Source organism: uncultured Maribacter sp., from assembly GCF_947496775.1.
Lineage (GTDB): Bacteria > Bacteroidota > Bacteroidia > Flavobacteriales > Flavobacteriaceae > Maribacter_B.
The window spans coordinates 391,600-412,197 of sequence record NZ_CANMDU010000001.1 but is presented as its reverse complement, the minus strand read 5'-3'; the positions used below and the strand labels follow the sequence as shown (position 1 = coordinate 412,197).

18 protein-coding genes are annotated in these 20,598 nt (G+C 32.9%); 9 read left to right on the top strand and 9 right to left on the bottom strand.

The features are described from left to right. Positions 1-42: 42 nt before the first annotated feature. The 5 genes from clpP to Q0856_RS01935 form a co-directional block, all read right to left on the bottom strand. Positions 43-723, bottom strand: a complete 681-nt coding sequence (gene clpP, locus Q0856_RS01955) for an ATP-dependent Clp endopeptidase proteolytic subunit ClpP (RefSeq protein WP_298473501.1) — start codon at positions 721-723, stop codon at positions 43-45. Between the two features lie 90 nt (positions 724-813). Next, positions 814-2,136, bottom strand: a complete 1,323-nt coding sequence (gene tig / locus Q0856_RS01950; protein ID WP_298502102.1) for a trigger factor — start codon at positions 2,134-2,136, stop codon at positions 814-816. A 104-nt stretch (positions 2,137-2,240) separates the two neighbouring features. Continuing rightward, on the bottom strand, positions 2,241-2,585 hold the full coding sequence (locus Q0856_RS01945) for a phage holin family protein (RefSeq protein ID WP_298473496.1): 345 nt from the start codon (positions 2,583-2,585) through the stop codon (positions 2,241-2,243). 58 nt (positions 2,586-2,643) lie between these two features. Continuing rightward, positions 2,644-3,417, bottom strand: a complete 774-nt coding sequence (locus Q0856_RS01940) for an alpha/beta fold hydrolase (protein WP_298502098.1) — start codon at positions 3,415-3,417, stop codon at positions 2,644-2,646. Beyond that, the gene (locus tag Q0856_RS01935) at positions 3,414-4,127 is read right to left on the bottom strand and encodes a pyridoxine 5'-phosphate synthase (protein WP_298473489.1); all 714 of its coding nucleotides are present in this window, start codon (positions 4,125-4,127) and stop codon (positions 3,414-3,416) included. Before Q0856_RS01935 ends, Q0856_RS01940 begins: the two co-directional genes overlap by 4 nt. Positions 4,128-4,218: 91 nt before the next feature. On the opposite strand from Q0856_RS01935, the gene Q0856_RS01930 reads away from it, so the two are divergent. From Q0856_RS01930 to Q0856_RS01890, 9 genes are all read left to right on the top strand, one after another. Beyond that, positions 4,219-4,875, top strand: a complete 657-nt coding sequence (locus Q0856_RS01930) for a CBS domain-containing protein (protein WP_298473486.1) — start codon at positions 4,219-4,221, stop codon at positions 4,873-4,875. 4 nt (positions 4,876-4,879) lie between these two features. Further along, positions 4,880-5,761, top strand: coding sequence for an NAD kinase (locus tag Q0856_RS01925; RefSeq protein ID WP_298473483.1), 882 nt, complete (start codon positions 4,880-4,882; stop codon positions 5,759-5,761). A gap of 115 nt (positions 5,762-5,876) precedes the next feature. Then, positions 5,877-6,563, top strand: a complete 687-nt coding sequence (locus tag Q0856_RS01920) for a DUF6089 family protein (RefSeq protein ID WP_298473481.1) — start codon at positions 5,877-5,879, stop codon at positions 6,561-6,563. A 104-nt stretch (positions 6,564-6,667) separates the two neighbouring features. Continuing rightward, the gene (locus Q0856_RS01915) at positions 6,668-7,408 is read left to right on the top strand and encodes an isoprenyl transferase (protein WP_298473478.1); all 741 of its coding nucleotides are present in this window, start codon (positions 6,668-6,670) and stop codon (positions 7,406-7,408) included. Then, the gene (locus Q0856_RS01910) at positions 7,380-9,986 is read left to right on the top strand and encodes a POTRA domain-containing protein (protein ID WP_298473476.1); all 2,607 of its coding nucleotides are present in this window, start codon (positions 7,380-7,382) and stop codon (positions 9,984-9,986) included. Before Q0856_RS01915 ends, Q0856_RS01910 begins: the two co-directional genes overlap by 29 nt. A gap of 91 nt (positions 9,987-10,077) precedes the next feature. Further along, positions 10,078-10,896: an OmpH family outer membrane protein gene (locus tag Q0856_RS01905; RefSeq protein ID WP_298502094.1), complete on the top strand. Its 819-nt coding sequence runs from the start codon at positions 10,078-10,080 to the stop codon at positions 10,894-10,896. Positions 10,897-10,947: 51 nt separating this feature from the next. Beyond that, positions 10,948-11,457, top strand: a complete 510-nt coding sequence (locus Q0856_RS01900; protein WP_298502091.1) for an OmpH family outer membrane protein — start codon at positions 10,948-10,950, stop codon at positions 11,455-11,457. A 175-nt stretch (positions 11,458-11,632) separates the two neighbouring features. Beyond that, positions 11,633-14,125, top strand: a complete 2,493-nt coding sequence (locus Q0856_RS01895) for a TonB-dependent receptor (RefSeq protein WP_298502087.1) — start codon at positions 11,633-11,635, stop codon at positions 14,123-14,125. Between the two features lie 2 nt (positions 14,126-14,127). Next, entirely contained in the window at positions 14,128-15,033 is a 906-nt protein-coding gene (locus tag Q0856_RS01890; RefSeq protein WP_298502084.1) for a DUF4249 family protein, read from the top strand. A gap of 6 nt (positions 15,034-15,039) precedes the next feature. Here Q0856_RS01890 and Q0856_RS01885 read toward each other — a convergent pair whose 3' ends face one another. The 4 genes from Q0856_RS01885 to gcvP all read right to left on the bottom strand — a co-directional run bounded on the left by Q0856_RS01885 (position 15,040) and on the right by gcvP (position 20,576). Then, the gene (locus Q0856_RS01885; protein WP_298502082.1) at positions 15,040-15,891 is read right to left on the bottom strand and encodes a glycosyltransferase family A protein; all 852 of its coding nucleotides are present in this window, start codon (positions 15,889-15,891) and stop codon (positions 15,040-15,042) included. An 11-nt stretch (positions 15,892-15,902) separates the two neighbouring features. Further along, positions 15,903-16,433 (bottom strand): methyltransferase, encoded by a 531-nt coding sequence (locus tag Q0856_RS01880; protein WP_298502078.1) that lies wholly within the window; start codon positions 16,431-16,433, stop codon positions 15,903-15,905. A 62-nt stretch (positions 16,434-16,495) separates the two neighbouring features. Then, complete coding sequence (locus Q0856_RS01875) at positions 16,496-17,557, bottom strand: ketoacyl-ACP synthase III (protein ID WP_298473458.1); 1,062 nt, start codon at positions 17,555-17,557, stop codon at positions 16,496-16,498. A gap of 169 nt (positions 17,558-17,726) precedes the next feature. Further along, positions 17,727-20,576, bottom strand: coding sequence for an aminomethyl-transferring glycine dehydrogenase (gene gcvP / locus Q0856_RS01870; protein WP_298502075.1), 2,850 nt, complete (start codon positions 20,574-20,576; stop codon positions 17,727-17,729). Between the last annotated feature and the right edge of the window lie 22 nt (positions 20,577-20,598).

Sequence of the window (20,598 nt, the reverse complement as noted above, 5' to 3'; positions counted from 1 at the left end):
CAATCTTATGAAATACAAAATATAATTTTAATATAGTCGGAATTATTGTTTATCCCTAACTAAAATCTCATCAATCATTCCGTATTTTTTTGCTTCATCTGCCTTCATCCAATAATCGCGATCACTATCATCGTGAACTTTATCTATGGTTTGCCCAGAGTGTTGTGCAATTATTTGGTATAGCTCTTCTTTTAATTTTAGGATTTCTCTAGCCGTAATTTCAATATCACTTGCTTGCCCTTGTGCACCTCCCATTGGTTGGTGAATCATTACACGAGAATGGGTTAGTCCGCTTCGTTTCCCTTTTTCTCCTGCGCAAAGAAGAACAGCTCCCATAGATGCAGCCATACCAGTACAAATAGTAGCAACATCTGGTTTAATAAATTGCATAGTGTCATATATACCTAGACCAGCATAAACGCTTCCTCCAGGAGAGTTTATGTAAATCTGAATATCTTTAGAGGCATCTGCACTTTCTAAGAATAATAATTGCGCTTGTACAATATTAGCAACTTGGTCATTTATCCCAGTTCCTAAAAAAATAATGCGATCCATCATTAGTCTAGAGAAAACATCCATAGCAATGGCATTTAGTTGTCTTTCCTCAATAATGTTTGGAGTCATATTTGTTGGGTACATGCTGCTCATGATTTTGTCATAGTACATGCTGTTAATCCCTTGATGGTTTATAGCGTAATTCTTAAATTCTTTTCCGTAATCCATAATCGATATTTATTCAACTTTATAGGTAAAAAAAGGTGCCGAAAATAAATTTCCGGCACCGTAAAGATACTTATTTATTTTATGCAAAACTTATCCGTACACTTCTTTAACGAAGTTTTCGTATGTCAATTCTTTAGTCTTTAAGTTTACTTTTTCTTTGTAAAGAGAAAGTAATTTTTGACTCATTAGTTGCTCTGATAATCTTTTAACTTCGTCTTGGTTACTTAAAACTCTGGTTGCAATATTATCTAATTCTTCTTCCTGAGGATTTAATTGTCCAAATTGTGCCATTTGACTTTTAATAAATCCTTTAGCAAATTCTTTTAACTCATCGAATTGAATTTGAATATCATTGTCTTTAATAATTTTCCCTTCAATCAATTGGTAACGTAATCCTTTTTCAGATTTTTGAAACTCTTCACTAGCTTCCTCATCTGTTAACGGTTTTTCTCCAGTAGATTGTATCCACTTAGTTAAAAAATTTGACGGAAGTTCAAATTTTGTGTTTTCAATAAAGTATTCTGTAACGTCATTTAACAGTTTTTGGTCTGCTTGTTGTTCAAATTGTTTTTCAGAATCTTCTTTAATTTTTGCTTTTAATTCTTTTTCAGAAGTTACTACGTCTTTTCCAAAAAGTTTATCAAACAATTCTTGGTCTAATGGAGCAGCTTCTCTTTCGTTTATTTCTTCTATGGTAAAAGAAACCTCAATGCTTAAATCTTTTGCTTTTTCCGCATCAACACCTAAAGTACTAGCTAATAAATGCTCTTCTTTTAAAAGCCCTTTAGTTTTTAAAACAACGACATCTCCAACTTTCTTTCCAACTAAAGCATCAATGGCTTTTTTGGACTTTAATTTGTCTATCTCTAAAGTTGTTTTGTTATCTATTGCTTCTTCCTCATTAGAGAATGAACCCGAAATTTCATCTTTTTTGCTAACTTCTTCTTTGCTAACTAGTTTTCCATATTGTTTTGCAATACGCTCAATTTGTTCGTTAACCATTTTGTCATCAGCAACAATTTTGTAACTGGTAATTGCTTTTTTTGTTTTTAAAGCAACTTCAAAATTAGGAGCTAGTCCTAATTCAAATTCAAAATCAAAATCATCTTGATCCCAATCAAAACTGTCTTGTTGTTTTGGCAACGGGTTACCAAGAACATCTAGTTTTTCTTCTGTAAGGTATTTATTAAGATTTTCTTGTATAAGTTTGTTTACTTCGTCTACTAAAATCGCCTTTCCGTATTGCTTTTTTATAAGCCCCATTGGAACTTGCCCTTTTCTAAATCCAGGGATGTTAGCTTGTTTTTTGTAATCTTTTAAGATGTTCTCTACTTTGTCTTGATAGTCGTCCTTTGTAATGGCAACTTTTACTACAGCATTTAAATCGTCTATCTGCTCTTTTGTGATATTCATTATGGAATCTATTTTTGCATAAATAAAATGGGATGCAAAAGTAGTATATTTTATATAGTTCAACAACTTTTTAAATCACTGAATCTCAAACCTTAAGTTCCGTTTTATTTGTCTTCTTTAAGGAAAGTGAACAGAATGGATTGTAAAATAGATAGAAGTAGACTGAAAATTAGAGCGGACCATATACCACTTACATAAAAACCATCTATTAAATAATCTGCAAGAAGAATTATAGATGCATTGATAAATAGTAAAAAAAGGCCAAAGGTTATTATGGTCACGGGAAGAGTGAAAATTATTAATAAAGGTTTTACTAAAAAATTTAATACACTTAGAACTAGTGCTACTATTATAGCGGTTATATAATTGTCTATTCCTACACTTGGTAAGATTTGCGCTAATATTATTACAGCGAGTGCACTTAAAAGAAGTCTTAATATACGTTTCATATTAATAATTTAAACAAAAAAGGTGCCAATGTTGGCGCCTAATAAAATTACGCATTTATTACTGATTAATAAAAAGTACAGATTTACTGAAAAATTGTTTAGGATTTTCTGCATGCAACCAATGTCCGGCATTGTCAATAGTCTCTATAACAGCATTTGGGAAATAGCTTTTAATTATGGGAGAATCGTTAGGCATAACATATTCAGATTTATCTCCTCTTAAAAATAAGGTTGGTCCATTGTAAGAATCAGAATTGCTTATGTTTTCTCCGATTTCTTCCATTTTGTTTTTTAAGACTTTAAGGTTAAACCGAAACCCTAGTTTTCCTTTTTCTTCCCAGTACAAATTCTTTAATAAAAACTGTCTAATACCGATTTCAGGAATATGTTTAGCTAAGTTAGCGTCTACCTCTTTTCTAGAAGTTAAACCTTCTGTTGAGACTATGTTTAAACCATCGATGATTGTTTGGTGGTGTGGAGGGTAGAATTTAGGAGCAATATCTGCAACAATAATTTTTCGGGTCATGTTGGGATAAGAACAGGCAAATTGCATCACTGTTTTTCCACCCATGGAATGGCCTATTAGTATAGTCTGCTCAATACCGTGGTGTTCTAAATAATTTTTTAGGTCTTCCGCTAATATGTCATAGTTAAAAGTGTCGGCATGAAAACTTTTTCCATGATTTCTTTGGTCAATAAGATGTACCTGCATGCCTTCATTAGCATATTGGCTGCCTAAGGTTTTCCAATTGTCAGACATCCCTAAAAAACCATGTAAAATACATATTGGTTTGCCTTCTCCAATTATTTTAGAATGTAATATTTGTCTCATTTTAGTTTATTTAAATACATGTTTACAACATTCTCTAATCCTAAATAAAGAGATTCGCTAATTAAAGCATGGCCTATAGATACTTCTAAAAGGTTAGGTATTTTTTCTTTAAAATAGTTTATGTTATCAAGACTTAAATCATGTCCTGCATTTATTCCTAGACCAAGTTCGTGGGCTAAAATTGCAGATGAAGTAAAAGGAATTACACTATCTAAATTATTCTTAGCATATCCTTCCGCGTAGCTCTCTGTGTATAATTCTATTCTGTCTGCGCCTACCTTTGCGGCACCTTCTATCATTTTAGAGTTTGGATCCACAAAAATAGAAGTTCTTATGTTGTTCTTTTTAAAAGTAGAAATTACTTCGGTTAAAAAGGATTTGTTTTTAATTGTGTCCCAGCCTGCATTGGAGGTTAGCGCATCTATAGCATCGGGGACCAGTGTAACTTGAGTAGGGTTTACTTCTAAAACTAAGTCTATAAATTTTTTTATGGGGTTACCTTCTATATTATACTCCGTGGTTACAATATTCTTGAGGTCCATGGCATCTTGGTAGCGAATATGTCTCTCATCTGGTCTTGGGTGAATAGTTATGCCTTCTGCTCCAAAATTTTCAATGTCTTTTGCTACTTTTAACAAATTAGGAACATTACCTCCTCGAGAATTTCTTAGAGTTGCAATTTTATTTATGTTAACGCTTAATTTAGTCATGCTGTCTTTTTTGATTTAAAGCAATGCAAAAATACAAATTAGGTATGCTTTTTGATATTTTAAATTAGTATTTTGCGTTATATTTAAAGATATGCAGATTCAGACTCATATATTATCCGGTATTCCTGTTTTTAAGGTTGAAGACTCCATGAAGAAAGTTATTCAATTTTTTGAAACAACAACCTTTTCTCATGTAGCAGTTACAGAGGAAGGAAGGTATTTAGGTGTTCTAAGTGAAAATGATTTGGAGAACCTTAAAATAGATGAAAAGATTGAAGATTATAGATATAACTTAGATCACTTTTTTACTAAAAAAGAAGCCAATTGGCTAGATGTTTTAGAAGGCTTTGCTCGTAATGAGGCCAATTTGTTGCCTGTTTTAGGAGAAAAGGAAGAAGTGTTAGGGTATTATGATCTTACCGATGTGGTGGGTGTTTTTATAGATACTCCTTTTTTTACAGATCCGGGGAATATATTAGTGATAGCCAAAGGAGTTAAGGATTATTCTTTTAGTGAAATTGCTCAAATTGTAGAAAGCAATAACGCTAAATTTATTGGCGGATTTGTTACGGATATGACAAATGATGTAGTGCAAGTAACTATAAAGATAAGTACATCAAATTTTAACGATGTGGTGCAAACTTTTAGAAGGTATAATTACAATATTATTTTTGGTAACAGTGATGATAAATTTTTGGAAGATTTAAAAAATCGGTCTGATTATTTAGATAAATACTTAAATGTCTAAAAAAATGAAAGTTGCCATTTATGGTTTAACATATCAGGATAATGCTCTTGAATATGTTTTAGAGTTATTACAAGAGCTTCAAAAAGAATCTGCTCAAGTTTATTTAGAAGAAGATTTCTATAACAATTTAGTTGCTAAAAAATCATCAGAAACGTATAAGACATTTACATCCGACCAGGGATTAGATACTTCTTTTGATATGTTTGTTAGTTTTGGAGGCGATGGAACAATTCTTAGAGCTACGACCTATGTTAAAGATTTGGGGATTCCAATTGTAGGGGTAAACACAGGTAGACTTGGGTTTTTATCTACTTTTAAAAAAGAAGATGTTCGTAAAGTAGTACAGGAATTTATTAAGGGTGATTATGCTATTGTTGAAAGGAGCCTGGTAGAGATAAAAGTAGATGGCTACGAAGGAGAGTTTAAAAATCTAAATTTTGCACTAAATGAAATAACAGTTAGCAGAAAAGATACTACCTCTATGATAACAGTAGAGACGTACCTAAATGGAGAGTATTTAACCTCATACTGGGCAGACGGTTTAATAGTTTCAACCCCAACAGGTTCTACGGGTTATTCTTTAAGTTGTGGTGGTCCGGTAATTGTACCAACGGCTAAGTCATTAGTTTTAACTCCTATAGCTCCTCATAATTTAAATGCAAGACCATTAGTTATTTCTGATGAAACTATAATTCGTTTAAAGGTGTCCGGTAGAGAAGAAAATCATTTAATTTCATTAGACTCTAGAATAGCTTCTGTACAAAATGAAACTGAAATTGAGATAAAAAAAGCAGGTTTCAGTATAAAAATGATAGAATATACTTCGGAGAGTTTTTTAAAAACTCTTCGTAATAAGTTGTTGTGGGGTGAGGATAAGAGAAATTGAGAACGCAAATAAACAATAAAAGCATATAAAAGCTGTTTATCTTCAAAGAACAGGGCTATGATAATTTTTTAGCGTAAGCTGTTGAAATTGTTATTTTTGTAAACTTTTAAATTTTATGAAGAGAAGTATTTTTGTAATCTTCGTTATTGCTTGTTTAGGATTAAATGCACAGACTTATGAAGCAGGTTTGTTTCTTGGTGGAGCTAATAATATTGGCGATGTAGGGAGAACAAGTTATCTGTTACCTTCTGGACTAGCCTATGGTGGCTTATTTAAGTGGAATAAAAGTAAAAGATACGCATGGCGTGCAAGTGTTACCTATGGGCAGTTTACAGCGGATGATGCAAAATCTAATATACCATCTAGAAATCAAAGAGGGTATGTTGTTGATAATTCTATTTTAGAGGCCTCCGCGGGATTAGAATTTAATTTTGTGGATTACAACTTACATCAATTGGGGCCTGCCTTTACACCTTATATGTATACAGGACTTACGTATTTTAGATATAAGTACAATTATTTTAATGGTGGTGTGTTACAAGATTTTGGCCAAAAAGATGGGGCTTTAGCAATACCAATGACTGTTGGCTTTAAGCTTCGTTTAAATCAAATGCTTATTTTTGGGGCAGAAATTGGAGCGAGGTATACTTTTACAGATAATTTAGATGCTAGTAACCCAGAAAACTCTAATTTTGAAGCTTTTAAATTCGGAAATATTTTTAGTGACGATTGGTATGTATTTTCGGGGGTAACATTAACGTATACCTTTGGAAGAGTTGTATGTGGCAATTGTTTTGAGTAAAATTACCTTGGAGAGATGCTCGCAAGGCATAAATTAGAAACTGATTTTTATTATCGAGATGCGTTACAAGACATTGTAATCTCGATTATTGAGTAAAACTATACATGAACACTATAGAAGATATTAAAGATCATCAGTTACCAACGCATTTAGCAATAATAATGGATGGTAATGGCAGATGGGCAAAAAAGAAAGGAAAATTACGTGTGTTTGGTCATGAAAATGGGATAAAAACCGTAAGAGCTACAGTTGAAAGTTGTGTAAAAATAGGAATAGAGTACCTTACCTTATACACTTTTTCTACAGAAAACTGGAATAGGCCAAAACTGGAAGTCGAGATGCTAATGCGCTTGTTGGTTAGTTCCTTAAAAAAAGAATTGAAGACTTTTTTAAAGAATAACGTTAAATTAAATACAATAGGCGATATCAATGCTTTACCCGTTAAAGTAAGGAAAGAACTTCAAGAGGTTATGGCTAAGACCGAAGAGAATACGGGTATGACCCTTACTTTGGCATTGAGTTATGGCGCTAGGGAAGAGTTGAAAAACGCAATTCAACAAATAAGCCTCAAAGTTAAAAATAATATAATTTCTCCTGAAAATATTGATGAAACCATTATTAATACTCATCTTTACACGCACAATTTGCCAGATGTAGACCTACTTATTCGTACAAGTGGTGAGCATAGAGTAAGTAATTTTTTACTTTGGCAAATAGCATATGCAGAATTATATTTTATTGATGTATTTTGGCCAGATTTTACAGAACAACATTTGGTAGAAGCATTAAAAAATTATTTGAACAGAGAACGAAGATTTGGAAAAACTAGCGAACAACTCAACTAGAAAAACGAAAAAGGTTATATTTCTAACACCTTTATTAACAACCCTTTTTATTATAATTGCTTCACTAACTTTTGGACAGGATACTCCTTCCTACGAAGATGGTAAGAAGTATATTTTAGGTGGGTTAGAAGTCACTGGCCTACAAAGTTATAATGAGCAAACGGTGAAAACATATACTGGTTTGCGTGTGGGGCAACCAATTACACTCCCTGGAGAGCAGATTAGTGCTATTATTAATAAGTTGTGGGGATTAGAGCTTTTTAGTGAAATAGATTTTTACATCACTAATATAGAAGAAGAAAAAGTGTTTTTGGAGCTTAACATAATAGAGCGCCCTACCTTATCTAATGTTACTGTTTATGGTATTAAAAAGCGTAAGACAGATGAGATATTAAAAGACACTGATCTTAAAAAGGGAAAAAAAATTACGCAAAGTTTAATTGCTAATTCTAAAAATTATTTAGAAAACAAATATAAAAAACAGGGGTATTTAAATGCAGCAGTTACTATTGCTACAGCAAAAGATACGTCAGAAACCAATGCGCAAAGCATGGTGGTTAATGTTAAAAAAGGAGAAAAGGTAAAAATAAAAGATATTGTCTTTGAAGGTAATGACCAACTCTCTGCAAAAAAACTTAGAAAAGCTTTAAAAAAGACTAAGAAAAAAAAGTTAGGACGTTTTTGGAAAAAATCTAAATATATAGAGGAAGACTATAAAAATGATTTAGATTTATTAGTAGATAAGTATGCGGAAAATGGTTTTAGAGATGCACGTATTTTATCGGATACTATAGAAAAAATAGATGAAAATAATATCTTGGTTAAGCTAAAGTTAGAAGAAGGTAATAAATATTATTTTGGAGATATTGATTTTGTTGGTAATAGTGTGTATACAGATCGCCAATTGCACCGTCTTTTGGGTATTAAAAAGGGAGCAACCTATAATGGTGTTGTATTAAGAGAGCGTATTGCAGATGATTCTAAGCCAGATGCTAATGATGTAACAAGTCTTTATCAGAATAATGGTTATTTGTTTTCGAGTATTAATCCTGTTGAAGTTTCGGCAGAAAATGATACCATTAATTTTGAAATAAGAATAATAGAAGGGAAGGAAACTTTTTTGGACCATGTTACAGTTACTGGTAATGATAAAACCAATGATCATGTTATTTTCAGAGAATTAAGAACTAGACCGGGACAGCGTTACAACAAATCCGATATTATTAGAAGTATTAGAGAATTAGGACAGCTTGGTTATTTCGATGCGGAACAGGTAAAACCAGATATTATAAACCCAGACCCTAATACAGGTACAGTAGATTTAGCTTTTAGTTTGGTAGAATCTGGCTCTAGCCAAATAGAATTACAAGGAGGCTACGGAGGAGGTGGCTTTATTGGTACTTTAGGACTTTCTTTTAGTAATTTTTCGATAAAAAACCTTTTTAAAGGAGAAGAATATAAACCTGTACCAATGGGAGATGGGCAAACATTTGCTTTGCGTTTACAAGCAAGTAGAACCTTTAGAGTATATAGCTTAAACTTTGCGGAGCCATGGTTAGGAGGAAAAAAGCCAGTACGTTTTAATTTGTCTTTATCTAGAACGCAACAATTTCAGGCAAATTTTAGTAATAGAGGAAGAGTACAAGTGGATAAAAATAGACAATTTTCTATTACTGGTATAACAGCAGGCTTGGCAAAAAGAGTGCAATGGCCAGATGATTTTTTTACTATTTCGCATTCTTTAAGTTACCAATTGTATGATTTTAAAAATTATAACCTTGGATTGTTTAATACTTCCAATGGAAAATTTAATTCTATAGCCTATACTTTGGGTATTTCTAGGAATGCAACTGCTGGTGGGCGAATATTTCCAAGAGGTGGCTCTAATTTTGAGATTACAGCTAAGTTGACACCGCCATGGTCTTTATTTAATGGTAAAGATTATAAAGCTTTAGCGACTCAGGAAGATGTAATTGATGGTTCTAAAACGCGAGCAGAATTTGAGGAAGATGAAGAGGAGCGTTACAAGTGGTTGGAGTATTATAAAATTAAATTTAAAGGAGATTGGTATACTACTTTAATGGGTAGTGCAGATCATTCCTTAGTATTAAGAACTAATGCTGAATTTGGTTTCTTAGGAAATTATAATAGTAATGTTGGTAATGTTCCTTTTGAGCGTTTTTTTGTAGGAGGTGATGGTTTAGGGAATTTTACTCTAGATGGTAGAGATGTCGTTCAATTACGAGGGTATGAAAACCAATCTATAAATACTAGTAATGAAGGTGCACTAGTATATAATAAGTTTTCTATGGAACTTAGATACCCATTAACATTAAAACCTTCAGCATCTATCTATGGTCTTGCCTTTTTAGAGGCGGGTAATGCTTTCAACAATTTTCAAGACTTTAATCCGTTTGAGTTAAAACGATCTGCTGGAGTGGGACTTCGTATTTTTATGCCTGCGTTTGGTTTGTTAGGGATTGACTTTGGGTATGGTTTTGATGAAGATGGACAGGCAATTCCAGGATCTGGAGCTCACGGATGGGAAACTCACTTCATAATTGGTCAACAGTTTTAAAAAATCACACTTGCTAAAAGCTAATGTATTCATTTTGAAATATTTAGTATTTTTGGCACGATATTTTCAATAGGATAAAACGATAACCGTAATGAAATTAAAAACAAAAGTTTTATTAGTAGTAACAGCAATTTTATTTGCTATTAATACCAAGGCGCAAAGGGGAGTTAGAATAGCTTATGTAGATATGGAATACATTCTAGAAAATGTAGAAGAATACAGAGAAGCTACCGCCCAGTTAGAAGCAAAAGCGCAAAAGTGGAAATTGCAAATAGAACAAAAACGAAGTGTTGTAGACTTGGCTAAAAAAGACCTTATGGCTGAAAGGGTTTTATTAACGGATGAGTTAATTTCGGAACGCGAAGAGGATATACAAATATTAGAAAAAGAAATGTTGGAATACCAACAAGATCGTTTTGGACCGCAAGGAGATTTGATATTGCAGAAGAGAAGGTTAATACAGCCAATACAAGATCAGGTTTTTAATGAAGTTCAAAAGATAGGAACGAATAAAAAATATGATTTTATTTTTGATAAATCAGCAGATGTTGTAATGTTGTATTCTCAAAAAAGACACGATATTAGTGATTTGATTTTAAGGGGTATTGCTAGAACAAGAAAAATTAGCGCTCCTAAAAAGAAATCGATAGATAAAAGAGCTTTAGATAAATTTGATGACAAAGAAGAATTAGAAAAAGAAATTAGCGAGGAACTAAAAGAGCGTCAGTCAAGGGCAGAACAGGCAAGTGAAGCAAGAGCTAAATCTGCAGATGAAAAGAGAGCAGAACAACTTAAATTGCGAGAGGAACGTAAAAAAGCCTATGAAGCAAGAAGAAAGAAATTGTTAGAAGAAAGAGAAGCTAAGAAAAAAGCTAAAGAAGAAGAAAGAGAAACAGAGAAAAATAACTAATTAAATTATAATTTAGTACCATTAATTAACACTCAAATAGGAATTGAAATCATGAAACAAGTAAAGAAAATAGCTGTAGCATTAGTATTGTTTATTGCAGCAACAAGTTTTGTAAATGCACAAAGTAAAGTAGCTCATATAGATGTAACACAATTATTATCTCAGATGCCAGAAATGAAATCGGCTGAAGCAGAACTTAAGAAATTACAAGAAACGTATAATGCAGATATACAAGCTTCCATGACGGAGTTGCGTAATAAGTTTACCCAATACCAAAACGAAGCTGCTTCTAAGTCTAAAGAAGAGAATGATAAAAGAGCTGTAGAATTGCAAGGTTATGAAAAAAGTATAGGCGAGGCGCAACAAGCTGCACAACAAGAATTTCAGAAAAAACAAGCAGAATTATTTGCTCCAATATCAGAGAAAGCAAAAGCAGCTATAGAAAAAGTTGCTAGCGCGCAAGGATATGATTACGTTATCGACGCACAAGCTGGTGGTGGTTTAATTGTAGCTAAAGGAAAAGACCTTTTAGTAGATGTTAAAAAGGAATTAGGGTTCTAAAAACATTACTATAGAAATAAATAAAAAGCTGTCTTGTCTAAGACAGCTTTTTTTATACCCCATTTTTAGTGGTTTGTTAAACATTACCTAAATTAATCCTAAAGTTTTAAGAATATTCTTTCATTCGATGTTGTATTTTATTTTCTTTAAAATCTAAACAACAAAACCATTTAAATTGAACGTATTAAAAATTTATAGACTTATAGGTCTAAGTGTACTATGCTCTACATCGGTGCAAGCATTCACTTCACTTCCTCTAGTGTCTAATGTTCTTTCAGAAGGGAAATTAAAATCTGATAAGGATAACAAAGAAAATAAAAAGCAAGAATATACGGTTAGTGGGTATATAACTGAATCTGGTAGTGGAGAAAACTTATTTGGTGTTTCCGTTTATGTTCCAGAATTAAGAATAGGAGTAACTACAAATACGTATGGTTTTTACTCTTTAACGCTTCCAGAAGGAAAACACAATCTAGTAATTTCTTATATGGGTTACGCTACAATAAATAAAGAAATTACTATAATTAATGATACGTCGTTGTCTTTTGCCTTAGAAACTTCAGTGGAATCTTTAGAAGAAGTTGTTGTTTCGGCAAAAGAGAGTATAAAGGAAAGTAAGGTTACTCAAATGAGTAAAGTGCAAATAGATCCTGCAGATATAAAAGACATACCTGCTTTATTAGGAGAAAAAGATGTGTTAAAAAGTTTACAATTGCTTCCTGGAATACAAGGAGGTTCAGAAGGTAGCTCTGGTTTTTTTGTTCGGGGTGGAACACCAGATCAAAATCTTATAATTTTAGATGACGCTGTGGTTTATAACTCTAATCATTTATTTGGTTTCTTTTCCGTATTTAATGGTGATGCCATTAAGTCTATAGAGGCATTTAAAGGAGGGTTTCCAGCAAGATTTGGTGGAAGGTTGTCCTCTGTAATAAAAATTGATATGAAAGACGGAAATAAAGAAAAACTGTCTGGAAAAATCAATGTAGGGTTAATTTCTAGTTCTTTATTATTAGAAGGCCCTATAAATAAGGGAAAAACTTCTTTCATTTTTAGTGGTAGAAGAACGTATGCAGATATTTTAGCACAACCTTTTTTAAACAAGAATAGTAAAGGTGGTTATTACTTTGGAGATTTAAATTTTAAAATTCACCATGTCTTTGGGGATAAAGATAAGTTGTATTGGAGTAATTATGCGGGCAGAGACAAGTTCTATAGCAGAGATAAACAAGAAGGTTATGATTATGGAAATGGCTATGTAGATTCTGGATACGAAGATAAAGCTAATTTAAATTGGGGAAATATAACTTCAACCTTAAGATGGAATCATCAATTCAATGGTAAATTCTTTTCCAATACTTCTTTTATATTTAGTAATTATAAGTTTAGTGTTGGATTGGATGAGAGGTATGATAATCAAAAATATATTTTTAAATCTAGTTCAGGAATTAATGACTATTCTTTAAAATCAGATTACTATTATTATCCTAATAATAAACATACCGTCCGTTTTGGACTACTTGGAACAATGCATAAATTTACTCCACAGCGAGTGCAGATAAAGGAGGCTGAAGTTCCAGAAGTAAATACTACCCAGGAGCTTAAATCTTTTGAAAGTGCTTTTTATTTAGAGGACGATTATAAAATTACCGAAAGGCTTAATTTCTCTGGCGGATTACGTATTAGTGGATTTAATTATAAGGCTAAGAATTATTTTAATATAGAACCTAGAATTGCCATGTCTTATAATCTTAAATCAGACATGGCTTTGAAAGCGTCTTACTCTAAGATGAATCAATACATACATTTATTATCTAGTTCTGGAATCGGTTTGCCGACAGATCTATGGGTGTCTTCTACAGATCAAGTAAAACCTCAAGAATCACAACAGCTGGCATTAGGTATGGCAAAAGATTTTTTAAATAACAACTATTCTTGTACTCTAGAAGGGTATTATAAGAAAATGGATAATGTTATAGCCTACAAAGAAGGAGCGTCTTTTTTGGCACTAGATAATTTAGAAAGTGGAAAAAGTATTGATTGGCAAGAGAATATAACTTCTGGGAAAGGGTGGGCTTATGGAGCAGAAATACTATTTAGAAAAAAGAAAGGTCAGTTAACGGGTTGGTTAGGATATACGCTTTCATGGTCCGAAAGGCAGTTCGAGGAATTAAATTTTGGACGTAAATTTTATGACCGTTATGATCGACGGCATGATATTTCTTTAGTTGGGATATATAAGCCAAATCCTAAGATAACATTGTCTGCTACTTGGGTGTTGTCCACTGGTAATAATTATACGTTGCCTAATTTGCAAAAGTTACCTCCTGTGGACAATTTTCCTATTCGAGGAGAAGAGACTAGTTTTTATGGGGCATCGGCTTCATTTGATCCGGAGTCCTTCATAACACAAAGAAATAATTTTAGAGCAGAGACAAGCCATAGGTTAGATTTGGGAATACAGTTTATTAAAAAGAAGAAGAAAAATAGAGAACGTATTTGGGGGTTCTCATTATATAATTCCTATGCCCGTAAGAATCCTTTTATTTATACCGTGAGTAGGGATTGGGGTGAATGGAATGATCCCGATGCAGTTATTGAAAATAAATTGGAAAGAACTTCTGTATTACTTCTAATACCATCATTTAATTACACTTTTAAATTTTAATTATGAAAAACAATAGAAGTGCTTTGTTAATTATTTTAGTATTTGTGTATAGTTGTACTACGGAGGTAAAACCTGATAATTTGTATGAACAAGAAGAACAAGTCTTTATTCAGGGTTATTTGTCTCCTACAGATGAAAATATATCGATATATGTTTCTCGTGCATTATTAAATTTTGGAACTAAATTAAGCGGAAATGACTATGAAGAGAATAAAGATAAATTTGTGATAAAAAATGCTCTTGTTCGTATTGAAAATACAAAGGGAGAATCTATTTCTTTGCCTTATTCGCTAGAGAATAGACAATATCGGGTATCTAAAGAAGAATTTGCAATTACAGAAGGTGAGAAATATTATTTAGAAGTAGATGTTGAAGGAAAAAAGTTTTCTTCGGAATGTGTAATACCGAAAAAAATAGGTATTGTAAATACTAAATTTGGTAAAGGAATTTCTCAATATGGAGGTGAGGGAGATTTTATTACAGTTTCTTTTGAAGATCTAAAAGGAAGTAAAGATTTTTATATTATTGGAGGTAGAATAGTGTTTGAAGGATTAAAATATGAAGGAGTTGAGCAGGAAGAGGATTTAAGTTCAGAGTTGTATTTTGGGTTGGAGCGTTTTGCTACAGATGTTATAGGAGATGGTAACGTAATAAGTAGTAAAGGAGAAATGTATACATATTATTATAACGAAGAGGATAATGTAAGAGAAATTTTAAGAGTGCAGGTAGCTCATGTAGATGAGAATTTGTATCAAAATTTAAGAGCAACATATTCAAATTATTATAATAATGATAATCCTTTTGCAGAGTATGTAATTGCTCCGGATAACATAGAAGGGAAAAATGGAGTTGGGGTTTTTGCGGGTTATAATTTAACAGAAAAAGAAATAGTTCTTACAGATCAATGAACCTAGTTAAAAAAGTTTTCTTTTAATATTTTGCCACCTAAGTTTTCTTATGAAGTCTCCTTCTTCTTTAGAAACTAAAAAAGGAACTTTTTCTTTTTTAGCATTTCTATATCCCTCAAGATTATGAAAAAAAGTAGCGCTTTTTTTTTGTTTTAAGGCCATTTTTAATGAAGCAATTATAGTTATCCAAAAACCATAGCGTAATGTGCGCATGGCTTTTCCTTGCAGTAACTTTGCTTTTTTGTTGTAAGCACCTCCAGTAGGTCTTAAATGTTTAACCTGTAGTTGGTCTTTAGTGTATATTTCAAAGCCGTGGTATTGCGCTAATAACTCATCTACCGTATCCCATCCCATGGCATTTTTAAGTCCGTTAATGGCTTTAAAACAAGTTTTAGAGTATGCTTTAAAAGCGCCACGTACATGGTCTTTATTCATAGGGTGATTTAAAAGCCATTTGCCATCTTTGGTTTCTTCATATGCAAACCCTCCTGCAATACCAACTTTAGGATTGGTTTTGAATATATAGGCTATAGTTTCAAAATAATTTTCTGGGAGAATAATATCAGCATCTAACTTAACAATAAAATCATAAGAATTATCTAGTAACTCTAGTCCTTTATTAAAGGCATTTATAACTTTACTGCCAGGCATATGTTCTTTAGAAGAAATGGTATTTAGCTTGGTGATAAAATTGTGTTTAGAAATATAATTTTCAATAATTTCTTCTGTCTTGTCAGTAGAGTTATCATTTACAAGGACTACTTTTTTTGGACGTAGAGATTGTTTTAAAATAGAGTCTAATGTATAAGAAATGTACTGTTCTTCATTATGAGCGGGTATTACTATATAATAATCCATAATGCAGACTTTTAAACTTGTTTTATTTTTTCTGCATATACAATGTAGTATCTAGGAGTAAAATAACGTAAAAGAGGCCTAATTCCAATTTTTTTAACAGGGTTGGTCCATTTGGCACTATCTTTTATTTGCCATCCCGCTTTTTCTAAAAGCCAATTAAATTGCCAATCTTCAAATTCATGATAATGTCTATCCCAAGGGTCTGTTTTGCTTTGGTATGCTGGGGAAAACCATAATCGCATTGGGATACTAGCAACTATTTTGTTGGCTTTAATTTCCTTTAAAATAGTTAACGGGTTTAGTAGGTGTTCAAAAATTTCAAAGGCAGTTACAACCTCTGCTTTAGAGGCTGTAAGGGCAGAGAAATCTACATCTAAATCTTCTCCTTTTGTGTTTTCAACAGAATATCCATTTTCAATCATTATTTTCGAAAATGGATTTTCTACTCCTAAATCTAGGATAGATTCGTTCGTAGAAATATGTTTTTCTAAGAAAGTTAAAGTGTGTTTAAATCTTTTACTTGGAAAAGTTTTTTCGTACATCAATTGCCTGTTATAAATATGAATACGAAGTTATAAAAATAAGCTTATAATAGTTAAATGTTTTAAACTCTATATACAATTGCATTTACATTCATACCAGCTCCTACACTTGCGAAGAGGATAACATCTCCTTTATTTAATTTTTGATTTTCAACTTCGTTTTTATTCACTAAATCTAGTAATGTTGGTATGGTCGCTACGGAACTGTTTCCAAGTTTTTCAATAATCATAGGCATTACTCCCTTAGGAGTTTGATCTATTTCGTATAATTTGTAGAAGCGTTGTACTATTGCTTCGTCCATTTTTTCATTGGCCTGGTGGATGAATATTTTCTTTAAATCCTTGATAGGAATTTTTGCACTATCTAAGCAATGTTTCATAGCTACAGGAACATGTGTTAAAGCAAATTCATATATTTTTCTGCCAAACATTTTAATATAAAGATTATCATCTTCTATTTTGGTATTGTAGGTTTTACCAAAGAAGAGATAATTGGCTTCACCATTTGCATACGTGGCAGAGTCATGAAAAAGAATTTCTCCAGCATTGGTGCTATTTTCTACAATTGTTGCGCCAGCCCCATCAGAATAAATCATAGAATCACGATCATATTTATCTACAATTCTGGATAATGTTTCGGCACCAATAACTAAGCATTTAGTTGCAATTCCACTTTTAATAAAGGCATGTGCTTGTATCATAGCTTGTACCCATCCAGGGCAGCCAAAGAGAATATCGTAAGCCACGCATCTTGGATTTTTTATTCCCAACTTATGTTTTACTCTAGTCGCTAAACTTGGAAGTGTGTCTCCTTGTATATTACCGTAAATAACATCTCCAAAATTATGTGCAACAATGATATAATCAAGTGTTTCTTTGTCAATCCCAGCATCTTCAATTGCTTTTTCAGAAGCAAAGTATGCGAGGTCAGAGGTGTTTAAATCTTTACTTGCATAACGCCGTTCTTGTATGCCCGTAATTGCTTTAAATTTTTTTATTATTACTGGGTTCGGAGCATTTATATTGGATCCGTCAGAATTTAAAAATGTATGAGATTCAAAATCCTCATTTTTAGTGATTTCTGTTGGTAAATAACTTCCTGTGCCGGTAATTCCTATAGGCATAATTATGATTTTTTTGTTGTATCTAACAAGGTAATTAATATTGTTTTTTATTATGCGCGCATAATAAAAGAAATACGATAGCCAGCAGTTATTTTTACTATGTAGTATTAACGAAAAAAGCCCTTTGAATTTTCAAAAGGCTTTGTTTTATACATGTTTCGAGTGTTATTTATGCTTCGGCATATGCTTCAATAGGAATACAGCTACAGATTAAATTACGATCGCCATAAGCATCATCTACTCTTCTAATAGCCGGCCAAAATTTATTCTCTTTTACGTACTCTAAAGGAAAAGCAGCTTTTTGTCGACTATACGGGAAATTCCATTCATCATTAGTAATCATTTCTAGAGTATGAGGAGCATTTTTAAGAACATTATCGGGATAATCTTTATTAGTTTCTTCTATCTCTTCTCTAATAGAAAGCATAGCATCACAGAATCTATCTAGTTCCGGTAGGCTTTCACTTTCAGTAGGTTCTATCATCAATGTGCCAGCTACAGGAAAAGATACTGTCGGAGCATGGAAACCATAATCCATTAACCTTTTTGCAATATCTGTTACTTCCACACCTTTTTGTTTAAAGGGTCTACAATCAATTATCATCTCGTGTGCTGCTCTTCCTTTTTCTCCGGTATATAAAACATCAAAACCACTACTTAGTCTATTTTTAATATAGTTGGCGTTGAGAATAGCGGTTATAGTAGATTGTTTTAAACCTTTTTCTCCAAGCATTTTTATATAGCTATAAGAAATTAAACAAACTAAGGAACTTCCCCAAGGGGCTCCTGAAATTGCAGTAATAGCTTTACTTCCTCCTGTAGAGATAACAGGATTTGACGGTAGAAAAGGAACCAATTGTTTAGCAACACATATAGGGCCAACACCCGGCCCTCCTCCACCATGTGGTATTGCAAAAGTTTTATGAAGGTTTAGGTGGCAAACATCTGCCCCAATAGTAGCAGGATTGGTAAGTCCTACTTGAGCATTCATATTAGCACCGTCCATATATACTTGTCCGCCATGATCATGGATAAGTTGGGTAATATGTTTTATAGAGGACTCAAAAACACCATGAGTAGAAGGGTAAGTGACCATCAATGCGGATAAATTATCAGAATGAAGCTTTACTTTTTCCTGTAAATCGGCAACATCAATATTCCCTCTTTCATCCGTTTTAGATACAACTACTTTCATTCCCGCCATAACTGCTGAAGCAGGATTTGTTCCATGAGCGGAAGCAGGTATAATACAAATATTTCTATGGTGTTCATTGTTAGACTCGTGATAGGCACGAATGGCCATTAAACCTGCATATTCTCCCTGTGCACCAGAATTAGGCTGTAATGAAGTGCCAGAAAAACCGGTTATAGTAGACAAGTCATTTTCTAGTTCTCTTAAAACGGTTTGATAACCTTGTGCTTGCTCAATTGGAGCAAAAGGGTGAATGTTTCCCCATTGACTAGAACTTAAAGGTAGCATTTGCGTAGCTGCATTTAGTTTCATGGTACAAGACCCAAGAGATATCATGGAATGATTAAGAGCTAAATCTTTACGTTCTAATCTTTTTATATAACGCATTAATTCTGTTTCTGAATGATAGCTATTAAAAACAGGATTTTCTAAAAATGCAGAGGTTCTTTGAGAATTAGGAGATATAGCAATATCATCTTTAAGAGTTGTAATGCGAAATGGGCTTTTAGCTAATGCTTCTGAAAAAATATTAGCTATAGCCTCTACATCTGCTAGAGTTACACTTTCATTTAATGAAATACTGATCGTGTTTTCATCAATATAATAAAAGTTAATCTCTTTTTTTTCGGCAATAGGCTTAATTAATGCACTGGAAGCAGAAACTACAATAGTATCAAAATAAGAGGTGTTAATTTGATTAACTCCTAGAGACTCTAGTTTAGAGGTTAATGTTACAGCCGAACTATGCACTTTTTTTGCAATATATTTAAGTCCTTCAGGACCGTGATATACAGCATACATCCCGGCCATTACCGCTAATAAAACTTGTGCAGTACATATATTAGAAGTTGCTTTGTCTCTTTTAATATGCTGTTCTCTAGTTTGTAGTGCCATTCGTAGTGCAGGCTTTCCGTCGGTATCTTTTGTAATACCAATAATTCTTCCGGGGATACTACGTTTATAAGTTTCTTTAGTAGCGAAAAAGGCGGCATGCGGTCCACCGTATCCTAAAGGAATACCAAAACGTTGCGTAGTACCAACAACTACATCAACACCAAATTCTCCAGGAGGAGTTAGCATGGTTAAACTTAAAATATCTGCGGCTACTGCAACTTTTATTTCTTGTTCCTTAGCTTTAGATACAAAAGTACTGTAGTCATTTATTTGCCCATATTTACCAGGGTATTGTAGCAAAGCTCCAAAGAATTCATTAGAAAAACTAAATTCTTCATGATTACCAATTACTAATTCAATTCCAAGAGGAGTAGAACGCGTTTGCAATAACGATAACGTTTGCGGTAAAACTTCATTAGAAACAAAAAACTTTATAGTTTCTGCCTTTTTTTGGGCTCTACTGCGAACATCAAAAAGCATAGTCATTGCTTCAGCCGCCGCTGTACTTTCATCTAATAAGGAAGCATTGGCAATTTCCATGGCAGTTAAATCGCAAACTACAGTTTGGAAATTTAACAAGGCCTCTAATCTGCCTTGCGCAATTTCTGCTTGGTAAGGAGTATATGCAGTATACCAGCCGGGGTTTTCTAATATATTACGTTTAATCACGGAAGGAGTAAGGGATTCGTGATACCCAAGTCCAATATAAGATTTATAAACTTTGTTTTTTTTTGATAAAAGTTCAAGGTGATTTAAAAAAGCATGTTCGCTCATTTCTGGAGCTAATTGTAAATCTTCTTTAAGACGAATATCATCCGGAATAGTTTCGTAAATAAGTTGTTCTAAACTATCAACTCCAATGCTTTGTAACATATGTTGATGGTCTTCTTCTGTTATGCCGATATGGCGAGATGCAAATAAGTCTGTTCGCATATTCTGAGTTCGTTTTTTTTAC